We start from the raw sequence: 12,832 nt of genomic DNA, 5'->3' as shown, positions 1-12,832 counted from the left end.
CACAGGCTTACTGACACTCTTTCCCTACCCGTCGCTCGTCCGATCTGCCGGTGCCCCCGCCCTTGGCGCGCCCATGGCCGGCGCCGCCTCCGCCGGCACCCCCACCGCCACCGCCGACGTCGGCAACGGCAGTGGCGCCCGCCCCGCCCCCGCGCTGCCGTCCCGCGCGCAGGCCAGCTGCGGGGAGGGGAAAGGCACCGCCTTCCCCATCGGCGCCCGCATCCGCGGCGGCCCCGCCGTCTACCGCACCGGTGGCGAACCCCAGACCTGGTACCTGGACCTCACCAACACCACCGCCTCCCGCTGCACCGCCATCCACCCCGTCGTCGTCTTCACCGACAAGGCCCGCGCCCTGCGCCCCGCCCACCTGCGGATGGACTTCGACGCGCCCGGCGGCACCTTCCCCGCCAGCCTCGAACGCAGCGACCGCGACGAGATCATCGCCGTCTTCGACGGCGGCGACGCCTTCCCCGGCTACACCGTCGGCCCCGGCGGCTCCCTGACCGTCAAGGTCGCCCTCGCCTTCGCCCCCGACGCCCCCACCGGCGAGGTCGTCGCCGACGCCGCTCTCGTTCAGCGCAAGGGCGACGACGGCGACTGGATCGGCGAGGCGGGCGGCTACCGCTTCTCCGTAGCCGCCGACGAGGACACCACCTACGCCGGCTCCCTCGCCCACACGGGCCCCCGCGCCTGGACCTACACCGCCACCGCCGCCACCCTCACCACAGGCGCAGCCCTCCTCCTCACCTCCCGCCGCCTCCGCCGCCCCCCGACTCGCTGACCCCGCCCGGGAGCCCCGCGCTCCGCCCCCGCGCTCCCGTACAAGCCCCGCCCCACAACCCGCCGACCGCCGTACGGAACCCCCACCGCCGCCTCACCTCCCGTACGGGACTCCCCGCGCCCGGCGTCGCCACCCCGCACCCGCACTCCCGCTTCCCCGTGCGCGTACTAGCCCCCCTCCGCTGATTCCCGTACGAGCGGACTCGCGCCCGGGGGACCCGGCCCAGGCCCATGCCGTACGAGCGGTCTCGCACGCGGCGCCGCCCCCACACCGCTGATCCACGTACGGAGTCTCGCGTCGGGCGCCGCCCGCCCCGCGCCGATCCCCGTACGAGCCGCCGCTCGCGCAGGGCGTTGCCCCACCCACGCCCGCCGCCTGCGGACCGTCCCATGCGGGGCGCCCGCGCCAGCACCACCCCGCCCCGCTGGCCCGCGTACGAGCGAGCCCGCATGGCCTCTCCGCGCCGCCAAACCACGCCCGGGGTCCGCCCCCACTGAGCGACGATCGTCCCGCGCCGTCCGCCTCGTACGGGAGCCCCGCGTTCCGGGACTGCGCCGCAGGGATCCCCCTCAGGGGCCCCGCCGCCCCGCGCGCCACTCTGCCCACGCCCGGGCCCGCCCCCCGTGTTCCCTGCGTCGCGCGCTGCCCATCAGCACCCGGCCTCCGCCCCGTACGGGCACCCCCGCACTCCAGGGCTCCGCCGCAAGCCCCCCGCGCCGCCCGGCCCCGCCCGCCCCACTCCCCGCGCCCGGCCGACCGGCCGCCCCCGCATAGAGTCCCCCCGTGCAAGAACACACCCCGCGCCCCCACCCCGCCCACACCCCCGCCCCGCCCCACATCCCCGGGGCCCCTGTCCGGTCCGGGATTCCTGAGCACGGGCGGATTCCCAAGTACTACGCCGTCAAGGCCCGCATCGCCGGGATGCTCGGTGAGCTCGGGGAAGGCGGGGTGCTGCCCACCGAGCGGGATCTTGCCGAGCGGTACGAGGTGTCGCGGGAGACCGTGCGGCAGGCGTTGCGCGAGCTGCTGCTCGAAGGGCGGCTGCGGCGGGCCGGGCGCGGCACCGTCGTCGCGGGGCCGAAGCTGGAGCAGCCGCTCTCCCTCGCCAGCTACACCGAGGGCGTACGCCGCCAGGGCCGCCGCCCCGGCCGGCAGCTCATCGGGCTGGAGCGGTTCCCCTGCCCGCCCGACCTCGCCCCCGGCATCGGCGCCGAACCCGGCGAACCCGTCTGGCACATGGAGCGCGTCCTGCTCGCGGACGACGAGCGCGTCGGACTGGAGAGCACCTACGTCCGCGTGGCCCGCGCCCCGCACCTCGACAGCGATTTCCCGCCGGACTCCTCCTTCTACGGCTACCTGCGCGAACGCCTCGGCATCTCCTTCGGCGAGGCCGACGAACGGCTGGAAACCGTCCTCGCGACCCCCCGCGAGGCCCTGCTCATCGGCACCCCGCCGGCCCTCCCCATGCTGCTCATCCACCGCTTCTCGCGGGACCAGGACGGCCGCCCCCTGGAGCGGGTGCGCTCCCTCTACCGCGGCGACCGGTTCAGCTTCACCACCCGGCTGACCGCCACCACCCCTGCTGATTGACCGCCACCACCCCTACCGGGTAACCGCCGCCACCCCCGCCGATTAGGGGCATTCCGTCCAGATTTGAGGCCGCAGCCACCACCCCGTACCATCACAGGATGATAACGGGTCTGGTCCAACCGTCGGTGCCTGTTCACCGGCCTGTCGCCGGGCGGCCCCCCGCGGGTCACGCCCCCCACCCACCGTGTTCGGCGTGAGAGTCATAGTCGTCGGAGGCGGCGTGGTCGGCACCATGCACGCCTGGCAAGCAGTCGAACGCGGCCACGAGGTCGTCCAGATCGAGCGCGAGGCCGAGGCCAGAGGCGCGTCACTGCGCAATTTCGGCCAGATCTGGGTCAGCGGGCGGGCCGGGGGTGAGGAGCTCGACACCGCCCTGCGGGCCCGCGAGCTGTGGGAGCGCATCGGCTCGCGGGTCCCCGGCCTCGGCTTCCGGGCCATCGGGTCCCTCACCCCGCTCCGCACCCCCCACGAGTACGCCGTCGCCGAAGCCGCCGCCGCCCGCCCCGACGCCGCCGCCCGCGGCTACGAGCTGGTCGGCGCCGAGCGGGCACGCGCGATCAACCCGGCCCTGCGCGGCGCCTTCGAGGCCGCGCTGTGGTGCGAGCGGGACGCGGCCGTCGAACCGCGCACCGCCCAGCTGCACCTGCGCGAGGCGCTACGGGCCACCGGCCGGTACACCTTCCTCCCCGGCCGGGAGATCCGCGAGGTCACCGGGCCGGGCGCCGTCCGCGACGACCACGGCGACACCCACCGTGGCGACGCCGTCGTCCTCGCCACCGGAGCCTGGCTGTCCGGACTGGTCCGCGAGCTGGTCCCCGACCTGCCCGTGCGCCGCGTCCGGCTCCAGATGATGCAGACCGCCCCGCTGGGCGAGCCGCTGACCACCTCCGTCGCGGACGCCGACAGCTTCCGCTACTACCCCGCCTACCGCTCCGCCGCGCTCGACGAACTGGCCGCCGCCCAGCCGCAGGCGCCCGTCGCCGCCGCGCACAAGATGCAGCTGCTGATGGTCCAGCGCCTGGACGGCGGGCTGACCATCGGCGACACCCACGAGTACGAGCACCCCTTCGCCTTCGACACCCTCGAAGACCCCTACGAGCACCTCACCGGGGTGGTCGAGTCCTTCCTGGGCCGCCCCCTGCCGAAGATCCGGCACCGCTGGGCGGGCGTGTACGCGCAGTGCACCGACACCGCCCGCGTCGTCCACCGCCAGCAGGTCGCCGAGGGCGTCTGGCTGGTGACCGGGCCGGGCGGGCGCGGGATGACCTGCTCGCCCGCCATAGCCGAGACCACCGCGAACGAACTGGGCTGGTGAGAACCGAGATGACCCCTGACACCCATCCGATGACCCCCGACACCCATGCGATGAGCCCCGAGACGACCCCCGACACCCCCGGCCCGACCGCCGCGGAAACGATCCGGCACAAGCTCGTCGTCCTCGACATGGCCGGCACCACCGTCTCCGACGGCGGCCTCGTCGAGCGTGCCTTCGAGCGCGCCGCCGCCCACCTCGGCGTCGAGGCCGGCACCCCCGACCACGCCGAGAAGCTGCGCTACGTCCTCGACACCATGGGCGAGTCGAAGATCTCCGTCTTCCGCCACCTCTTCGGTACGGAGGAACGCGCCCGGCGCGCCAACGCCGCCTTCGAGGAGGCGTACGGCGAACTCGTCGACGGCGGCCTCGTCACCCCCGTCCCCGGTGCCCGTGCCGCGATCGAGGAGCTGCGCGCCGACGGCCGGACCGTGGTCCTGACCACCGGTTTCGCCCGCGTCACCCAGGACGCCATCCTCGGTGCCCTCGGCTGGCGGGACCTGGCCGACCTCACCCTCTGCCCCGCCGACGCGGGCGGCCGGGGCCGGCCCTACCCGGACATGGTGCTGACCGCGTTCCTGCGCACCGGCGCCGTGGCCGACGTACGGGAAGTGGTCGTCGCGGGCGACACCGCCTACGACATGCTCAGCGGGCGGCGCGCCGGGGCCGGGATCGTGGCCGGCGTCCTCACCGGGGCGCACGGCCGTGCGGCGCTCACCGAGCACGGCGCGACCCATGTCCTCGGCTCGGTCGCCGAACTGCCCGCCCTGCTGCGGGAGTCGCCGTGAGCGGGATCCGCTTCGACGGGGTCAGCGTCGCCTACGACGGCACCACTGTCCTGGACGGGCTCGACCTCACCGTGGAGCCCGGCGAGGTGATGGCGCTGCTCGGACCCTCCGGTTCCGGCAAGACGACGGCGCTGCGGGCGGTGGCCGGATTCGTACGGCCCGTCGCGGGCCGGGTGCTCATCGGGGGCCGGGACGTCACCGCGCTCCCGCCGCACCGGCGCGGCATCGGCATGGTCGTACAGCAGTACGCGCTGTTCCCGCACATGCGGGTCGCGGACAATGTCGCCTTCGGCCTCCGGGCCCGCCGCACCCCGAAGGCGGAGATCCCCGGACGGGTGACGGAGGCGCTGGAGCTGACGGGCATGGCCTCCTACGCCCGCCGCTACCCCCGCGAACTCTCCGGCGGCCAGCAGCAGCGCGTGGCCATCGCCCGCGCGCTCGCCATCCGGCCGGGTGTCCTGCTCCTGGACGAGCCGCTGTCCGCGCTGGACGCGCAGCTGCGCTCCGGGATGCTGGCCGAACTGGCCCGCCTGCACCGCGAACTCCCCGACGTATCGATCCTGTACGTCACCCACGACCAGGTGGAGGCGCTGACCCTGGCCGACCGGATCGCCGTCATGGACCGCGCCCGGCTCCAGGACTGCGGGACACCGCGGGAGCTTTACCGGGCGCCGCGTACGGAGTTCACCGCGTCCTTCGTCGGCAACGCGAACCTGCTGCCGGTGACGGCGGCGGAGGACGGGGCGGTCTTCGCGGGCCGCGCCCTGGCCCTCGACCGCGGGCGTACGGCGCCGGGCGCGCCCGCCACCCTGTGCGTACGCCCGCACCTCCTGGCCCTCGGCCCGGGCCCCAACGCCCTGGACGGCACCGTCACGGAGATCCAGTGGCGCGGCTCGACCCACCGCCTCTACGTGGACGTATCGGGCCACCGCCTCAAGGCCGACCTCCCCGAACTCCGCACCCCTCCACCCCTGGGCACCCGCGTAACCCTCCACTTCGCCCCCACCGACGCGGTCCTCCTGGAACGGGCCCCGGCCCATGCGTAACTCCTCGCGGAGAGCCCCGCAGCCCCCCAACGCCTCCCCGCCCCGGGCCCCTGGCCAGACCACCCCGGCAGCCCCGGCCCCCACTTCGCCCCTGGCCCCTGGCCAGACCACCCCGACCGCCCCGGCGGTTCCGGCTCACCCGGGCCCCACTTCGCCCCTCGCCCCTGGCCAGACCGGCCCGGCCAACCCGGCAGCCCCGGTTCCCACTTCGCCCCTGGCCCCTGGCCAGACCAGCCCGGCCGCCCCGGCGGTTCAGGCCCACCTGGGCCGCGCCATGCCCCTGGCCGCAGGCCAGACCGGCCCGGCCCGGCCGGCCGAATCCGGTCACCCGGACCTCCCGCCCGCCGGGCCCGGTACCCCTGCGGCTGTCGGCCGCGCAGGCGGCAGGGGGCCCGGCGCCGCCCCGCCCCCCGCGCACCCCCGCTCCCGCGCGGGGTGGTGGGTGGGGCCGCCCGTGCTTGCGCTCGGCCTTGTGTTTCTCTATCCGCTCGCGCTCGTCGTGCGGCAGTCCTTCGTGCCCGACGGTGGGGGCGGGGCCCTCGGGGCCTACTCCGCCGTGTTCGGGTCCGGGGCGTTCCGGGACGCGCTCGGGACCACCGTGTGGCTCGCGCTCGGGGCCACCCTCGGGTGCCTCGTGCTCGGGTTCACGCTCGCCGTGATCATCGCCTTCGTGCCCTTCCCCGGCGCCCGCGCCGTCTCCCGGTTCATCGACGTCTTCCTCTCCTTCCCCTCCTTCCTCATCACCCTCGCCCTCCTCTTCATCTACGGCACCGTCGGCCTGGCCAACGGCCTCGCCACCGAGTTCACCGGCGCCGCCGAAGGCCCCTTCCGGTTCCTCGCCACCCCCTGGGGCGTCCTGCTCGCGGAGATCACGTACTTCACCCCCTTCGTCGTACGCCCCCTCCTCGCCGCCTTCTCCCAGCTCGACACCGCCCAGCTGGAGGTCGCCGCCGGTCTCGGCGCCCGCCCCGCGCGGATCGTGCGGCAGGTGATCCTGCCCGAGGCCCTGCCCGCCCTCGCCGCGGGCGGCAGCCTCGTCCTCGTCATGTGCCTCAACGAGTTCGGCATCGTCCTCTTCACCGGCGCCAAGGGCGTGACCACCCTGCCGATGCTCGTCTACGGCAAAGCCATCCTCGAATCGGACTACGCCGCCGCCTGCGTGGTCGCCGTCGTCAACATCGCGATCTCCGTCGGCCTGTTCGGCCTCTACCGGGTGGTGAGCAAGCGTGCTGGTGCATAGCCGGACCGGCCGCTGGGCCGCCTGGGCCCTCTTCGCCGTCCTCTTCCTCCCCCTCTTCGCCCTGCCCCTGCTCGTCGTCCTCACCGCGTCCTTCTCCACCCACTGGTCCGGAGCCCTCCCCTCCGGCCCGACCACCGAGAACTACGCCGCCGCCGTCCGCGGGGACTCCCTCCAGGCGCTCACCACCAGCCTGGTCACCGCCCTCACCGCCAGCCTCCTCGCCCTCACCGCCGGCACCTGGGCCGCCCTGGCCGCCGCCGGGCTGCGCAGACGCGGCAAGGCACTGGTGGACGCGCTGTTCATGCTGCCCGTCGCCGTGCCCTCCGTGGTCGTCGGCCTCGCCGTGCTCGTCGCGTTCAGCCGCCCGCCCGTCCTGCTCAACGGCACCGGCACGATCGTCGTCCTCGCGCACACCGTGCTCGTCACGGCCTTCGCCCACCAGTCCGTCTCCGCCGCCATCGCCCGCCTCGACCCCGCCTACGAGCAGGCCGCGGCCTCCCTCGGCGCCCGCCCCGCGTACGTGCTGTGGCGGGTCCGGCTCCCGCTCCTCCTGCCCTCCCTCTCGGCCGCCGCCGGCCTCTGCTTCGCCCTGTCCATGGGGGAGCTGAGCGCCACGATGATGCTCTACCCGCCGGACTGGATGCCCCTGCCCGTCCGCGTGTTCACCGCCACCGACCGCGGCGCCCTCTTCGCCGGTTCCGCCGTCGCCGTGGTGCTGATGGCCACCACCCTCCTGGTCCTCCTGGCCGTCTCCCGCGTCCGTACCAGGGCCTCCTACCGCTGACCCCGCACGCGCCAGTCCCTCCCGTACGCCCGTCACCCCGAAGGAACTCCCATGCCCGGCACCAGACTCCTCCGCGCCGCCACCACCGCCACCTGCGGCCTCCTCCTCACCACGGCCCTCACCGCCTGCGGCGGGCCCGCCTCCGCAGGCGCCGACTCCTCCGCCACCGAGAAGGTCGTCACCGTCTACAGCGCCGACGGCCTCAAGAGCGAGAAGGGCGACGGCTGGTACGACCGCGTCTTCGCCGACTTCACCAGGAAGACCGGCATCGAGGTCAAGTACGTGGAGGGCGGCTCCGGCGAGATGGTGCAGCGCGCCGTCCGCGAGCGGACCAACACCCAGGCAGACGTCCTGATCACCCTCCCGCCCTTCATCCAGCAGGCCGACGGCAAGGGCCTGCTCCAGTCGTACGTGCCCCAGGGCGCGGACCGGGTCAACGGCGCGGACAAGTCCACCGACGGCAAGTGGACCTCGGTGGTGAACAACTACTTCGGCTTCGTCCACAACAAGAAGGAACTCCCCGAGGCCCCCCGCACCTGGGAGGAGCTGCTCGACGCCCGGTACAAGGGCCGGCTCCAGTACTCCACCCCCGGGATCGCCGGGGACGGAACCGCCGTCCTCATCAAGGCGATGCACGACTTCGGCGGCAAGGAGCCGGCGATGGAGTATCTGAAGAAGCTCCAGGCCAACAACGTCGGCCCGTCCTCCTCCACCAGCAAGCTCGCCCCCAAGACCGACAAGGGCGAACTGCTCGTGGCCAACGGTGACGTCCAGATGAACTTCGCGCAGTCCAAGTCCATGCCGAACCTGGGCATCTGGTTCCCGGCGAAGGAAGGCGGCGGCCCGACCACCTTCGCCCTGCCCTACGCGGCGGGCCTGGTCGACAAGGCCCCGCACACCGAGAACGGCCGCAAGCTCCTCGACCACCTGCTGAGCGAGGAGTCGCAGAAGCTGGTCAGCGAGGTGGGCGGCGGCTTCCCGGCCCGCACCGACGTCAGGCCGACCGACGCCAACGCCGTCGAACTCACCCGCCTCATGACGGGAGTCGAGGTCTTCGAGCCGGACTGGGCCGACATCAGCACGAACCTCACCGCCTACGTCGACGCGTGGAAGTCGGCAACCGGAAGCTGACGTGTTGCTTCCTGGTCACCCGCGACCCCGAAGGTGATGCTGGACGCCCGGATAACGGGTCTGGACCGAAGTCGGCACCGCACCCGATACCGCACCGCCACCGCACCCGGTCCCGCCGGGCATCCCCGTCCCCCGCACCTTCCCGCGATGACTCCCGGAGGAGCTCGTGCCCACTGCCGTCCCGCCCGGACGCACCCTCACCGTGGCCGCCACCGCCACCGTCCTGCTCGCCACCGCTCTCGGCGCGCACACCACCGGCACCGCCCACGCCGCCCCCGCCGCCAAGGCCCCCCGCGCCGCCGCGAGCACCGACAAGGTCCTCGTCATCGGCATCGACGGCGCCGTCCTGGACCGCGTCAAGGCCGCCGACGCACCCTTCCTCAAGGGCCTCATGGCCCAGGGCCTGACCGCCCGCAGCACCCTCTACTCCAGCCCCATGGCCGCCACCTCCTCCGGCCCCGGCTGGTCCACGATCGCCACCGGCGCCTGGCCCGACAAGCACGGGGTGAAGGACAACTCCTTCGTCGGCAAGAACTACACCGCCCACCCCGACTTCCTCACCCGCATCGAGAACGCCAAGCCCTCCCTCAACACCTACGCGGCGGCCGACTGGGAGCCCATCACCTCCACCGACCAGAACGGCCCGATCTTCTCCGCCAAGGTCGACAAGCGCCTCTCCCTCAAGGGCGACCGCGACGGCTACGGCACCGAGGACCCGAAGATCGCCGCCGCCGCTGCCGCCGAGCTGCGCGGCCAGAACCCGGACGCCGCCTTCGTCTACCTCGGCGAGATCGACGTCGCGGGCCACTCCCACGGCGCCGCCAGCCAGCAGTACCTGGACGCCGTCGCCCGCGTGGACAAGCTGGTCGGCCAGCTCCTCACCGCCGTCCAGACCCGCCCGACCTACGCCCAGGAGAACTGGAAGATCCTGGTCACCACCGACCACGGCCACACCGACTCCGGCGGCCACGGCGGCTCCAGCATCCAGGAGCGCGGCACCTTCGTCCTCGCCAAGGGCGCCGGGATCCCCGCCGGTTCGGTGCGCGAGGACGTCAAGCTGGTCGACGTCGCCGCCACCGCGCTCGCCCAGGTCGGCGTCGCCGCCCCCGGTCTCGACGGCGTCCCGCTGGGCAGCCCGGACAGCGACCCCTTCGACACCCTGCGGCCCGGCCTCCAGGCGCGCGTGGACGAGACCGGCATCCCGGCGGGCGTGAAGGGCTTCACGCACACCCCGCCCGCCGGCTGGTCCGTCGACAACTCCCGCATGGGCACGGGCGGTGTCACCGAATGGGCCGGCTGGACCTTCGCCACCGACGAGTTCTGGACCCAGTCGCAGCGCGACCAGTGGCGCGAGCTGGGCGTCCGCTCCCGTGACGTCTTCGCCGTGGCCGACTCCGACGAATGGGACGACAAGGCCCACACGGGCAGCTTCGACTCCACCCTCCTCACCCCCAAGTGGACGGTGTCCGGCGGGACTTCCCACACCCTGAACTTCCGTACGCACTACCGGCACGAGGCCGGCCAGACCGCACAGGTCCTGGTCTCCTACAATGGCGCCGCCCCCACGGTGGTCAAGTCCTACACCGCCGACGCCCTCGCCAAGGCCGAATCCCTCCCGCTCCGGATCCCGGCCGGGGCCACCGACGTCCGCGTCAGCTTCCGCTACACCGGCGACAACAACTGGTTCTGGACCGTCGACGACGTGCGACTGGGCTGATCCCCGCCCCCGGGAGTCCGGACCGCGGACGTCAACGGCGTCCGCGGTCCGGCCCCGATAGGGTGGTACAGACCAGATGTCGCAGGTCACCGAGAGCGGAGAACAGTCCAGTGGCAGAGCGCAAGCCGATCGAATCCTGGCTCACCGACATGGACGGGGTCCTCATCCACGAGGGCACCCCGATCCCCGGCGCCGATGCCTTCATCAAGCGGCTGCGCGAGTCCGGCAAGCCCTTCCTGGTGCTGACCAACAACTCCATCTACACCCCGCGCGACCTCCAGGCCCGGCTGTCCCGCATGGGCCTGGACGTGCCCGTCGAGAACATCTGGACCTCCGCCCTCGCCACCGCCAAGTTCCTCGACGACCAGCGCCCGGGCGGCACGGCGTACGTGATCGGGGAGGCGGGCCTGACCACCGCCCTGCACGACATCGGCTACGTCCTGACCGACCACGAGCCGGACTACGTGGTCCTGGGCGAGACCCGGACGTACAGCTTCGAGGCGATGACCAAGGCCGTCCGGCTGATCAACGCGGGCGCGCGCTTCATCTGCACCAACCCCGACGAGACCGGCCCCTCCACCGAAGGCCCGCTCCCCGCCACCGGCGCCGTCGCCGCGCTGATCACCAAGGCCACCGGCAAGCGGCCGTACTTCGCGGGCAAGCCGAACCCGCTGATGATGCGTACGGGTCTCAACGCCATCGGCGCCCACTCCGAGACGAGCGCGATGATCGGTGACCGGATGGACACCGACGTGCTGGCCGGACTGGAGGCGGGCATGCGGACCTTCCTCGTCCTGACCGGGCTGACCACGGTCCAGGACACCGAGAAGTTCCCCTACCGGCCGACCGAGACGGTCGCCTCGATCGCCGACCTGGTCGACCTGGTCTGACGCGCCCGCCGACGGGCTCGCCGACGCGCCCGCCGGCGCGTCCGGTTGACCCGTACGGCGCCGCTCCGGATGCGGAGCGGCGCGCCGCGCGTGAATCTCCTTGACGAGGAGGTTCCACCATGCGCAGTGTTCCGATCGCTGTCCGCGTCTCCGCGGTGGCCGTCACCCTGGCGGCGTTCTCCGTGGTGTCCGCCCCCACCGCCCTCGCGGGCGAGGAGGACCGCGGTGACCGAGGAGACCGCGGCGGCATCGCCGTCGACCCGACCCCGGCCCGCCCCGGAGCGCAGGTCAAGCTGCGCGTCCAGGGGTGCGACAACAACCGGGGCGTGGCCAAGTCCGCCGTCTTCGTGACCGACGCCGACCTGTACGGGCGCGACGGCGGCCGCCGCAGCCCGCTCTACGGCGAGGCGCTGATCAGCTCGCACGCCTCGTCCGGCTGGCACGCGGTCCGGGTGTACTGCGACGGCGACGAGAAGTTCACCGGCTCCATCGAGATCACCGCGCACCACCGCCCCTCCCACCACGCCTCGCCCGTCTGGCCGGTCCACGCGGGCGGCGGCGGCATGGCCGCGAAGCTGCCCGAGGCGCCCGCGCCGGCGCTGGCCCCGGCGGCCGCCCCGGCGAAGAAGAGCCATGAGAGCGACGGGCCGGGCACCCCGCACACGGTGATCGGCGCGGCCCTCGCCGCGGTGGCCACGCTGGCCGTCGCGGGCCGTGCGCTGGCCCTGCGCCGCCGTCGCAGCAGCAGCGGCGAGTGAGGCGGGCGGCGCGTGGGCGGGCGGCGGCCGGAGGAGGCCACGACGGGCCCCGGCGGCCGGATGGTGACCTTCGCGGCCTGGTCGGTGCTGGTGCTCGGCCTGTGGCTGTGGGGCCGCGAGCTCACCGTGCCCCCGGCCCCGGCCACGGGGCAGGCGGGGGCCGCGCTCCCGGGCATGCCGGCCGCGCACGCCCCGCTCGCCGCCTCGCCGCCGCAGCGGGTGGACGTGCCCTCCATAGGCATCCAGGCCCCGGTGGTGCCGCGGGGCCTGGACAAGGACGGCGCGATCGAGCCCCCGCCGTACGAGAGCCCGGGCACGGTCGGCTGGTGGGGCCAGGGCACCCAGCCCGGGGCGGCGGGCACGGCGCTGATGGTGGGGCATGTGGACACCCGCTCCAAGCCGGCCGTCTTCTACGGGCTCAGCTCGGCGCGGCAGGGTGAGAAGGTCCGCGTGGTCCGGGCCGACGGCTCGGTGGCCGAGTTCACCATCGAGGACGTACGGGTCTACGAGCGGGCGGACTTCGACGCGCACAAGGCGTACGGCCCGCGGGTCCGGGGCCGGGCCGAGCTGAGGCTCGTGACCTGCGGCGGGACCTACGACAAGGTGGCGAAGCAGTACACGGCGAACGTGGTGGTCTCCGCCTATCTGACGGGTGTCGGAGCCCGCCCCGCCGGCACGGTGGCCTAGCCGGCTCTCTCCGGGAAACGAAGAAGCCCCTCGCAGCTTTCGCTGCGAGGGGCTTCTTCCGTCTGTGCGCCGCCAGGGACTCGAACCCCGGACCCGCTGATTAAGAGT

The 12,832-nt window shown here is 73.9% G+C and carries 12 protein-coding genes; all 12 read left to right on the top strand.

Annotation, left to right across the window (positions count from 1 at the left end; translation table 11 throughout):
* Positions 1-781, top strand: a 781-nt coding sequence (locus ABZ873_RS32400; RefSeq protein ID WP_360879846.1) for a hypothetical protein, incomplete at its 5' end; no start/stop codon positions are given.
* A gap of 783 nt (positions 782-1,564) precedes the next feature.
* Positions 1,565-2,371, top strand: a complete 807-nt coding sequence (locus ABZ873_RS32395; protein ID WP_360879843.1) for a GntR family transcriptional regulator — start codon at positions 1,565-1,567, stop codon at positions 2,369-2,371.
* A gap of 193 nt (positions 2,372-2,564) precedes the next feature.
* A complete protein-coding gene (locus ABZ873_RS32390) occupies positions 2,565-3,686 on the top strand; it encodes a TIGR03364 family FAD-dependent oxidoreductase (RefSeq protein WP_360879840.1) in 1,122 nt (373 codons plus the stop codon).
* 50 nt (positions 3,687-3,736) lie between these two features.
* Positions 3,737-4,471, top strand: a complete 735-nt coding sequence (locus ABZ873_RS32385) for a phosphonatase-like hydrolase (protein WP_360879852.1) — start codon at positions 3,737-3,739, stop codon at positions 4,469-4,471.
* Positions 4,468-5,517, top strand: a complete 1,050-nt coding sequence (locus ABZ873_RS32380) for an ABC transporter ATP-binding protein (protein WP_360879837.1) — start codon at positions 4,468-4,470, stop codon at positions 5,515-5,517. The genes ABZ873_RS32385 and ABZ873_RS32380 overlap by 4 nt, the downstream gene beginning before the upstream one ends.
* 274 nt (positions 5,518-5,791) lie before the next feature.
* The gene (locus ABZ873_RS32375) at positions 5,792-6,757 is read left to right on the top strand and encodes a 2-aminoethylphosphonate ABC transporter permease subunit (RefSeq protein WP_360879834.1); all 966 of its coding nucleotides are present in this window, start codon (positions 5,792-5,794) and stop codon (positions 6,755-6,757) included.
* Entirely contained in the window at positions 6,744-7,541 is a 798-nt protein-coding gene (locus tag ABZ873_RS32370; protein ID WP_360879831.1) for an ABC transporter permease subunit, read from the top strand. The genes ABZ873_RS32375 and ABZ873_RS32370 overlap by 14 nt, the downstream gene beginning before the upstream one ends.
* 51 nt (positions 7,542-7,592) lie before the next feature.
* Positions 7,593-8,672 carry a 2-aminoethylphosphonate ABC transporter substrate-binding protein gene (locus tag ABZ873_RS32365; protein WP_360879828.1) on the top strand — a complete coding sequence of 360 codons (1,080 nt, stop codon included), beginning with the start codon at positions 7,593-7,595 and terminating at the stop codon, positions 8,670-8,672.
* A 166-nt stretch (positions 8,673-8,838) separates the two neighbouring features.
* Entirely contained in the window at positions 8,839-10,389 is a 1,551-nt protein-coding gene (locus tag ABZ873_RS32360; protein WP_360879825.1) for an alkaline phosphatase family protein, read from the top strand.
* A gap of 110 nt (positions 10,390-10,499) precedes the next feature.
* On the top strand, positions 10,500-11,279 hold the full coding sequence (locus ABZ873_RS32355; protein ID WP_360879822.1) for an HAD-IIA family hydrolase: 780 nt from the start codon (positions 10,500-10,502) through the stop codon (positions 11,277-11,279).
* Between the two features lie 119 nt (positions 11,280-11,398).
* Positions 11,399-12,037 carry a hypothetical protein gene (locus ABZ873_RS32350; RefSeq protein WP_360879819.1) on the top strand — a complete coding sequence of 213 codons (639 nt, stop codon included), beginning with the start codon at positions 11,399-11,401 and terminating at the stop codon, positions 12,035-12,037.
* A gap of 60 nt (positions 12,038-12,097) precedes the next feature.
* Complete coding sequence (locus tag ABZ873_RS32345) at positions 12,098-12,724, top strand: class F sortase (protein WP_360879849.1); 627 nt, start codon at positions 12,098-12,100, stop codon at positions 12,722-12,724.
* The last annotated feature ends 108 nt before the right edge of the window (positions 12,725-12,832 follow it).

Origin of the sequence: Streptomyces sp. NPDC047014, from assembly GCF_040644195.1 — a bacterium.
Classification (GTDB): domain Bacteria; phylum Actinomycetota; class Actinomycetes; order Streptomycetales; family Streptomycetaceae; genus Streptomyces.
This window is presented reverse-complemented; position numbering and strand designations above follow the sequence as displayed.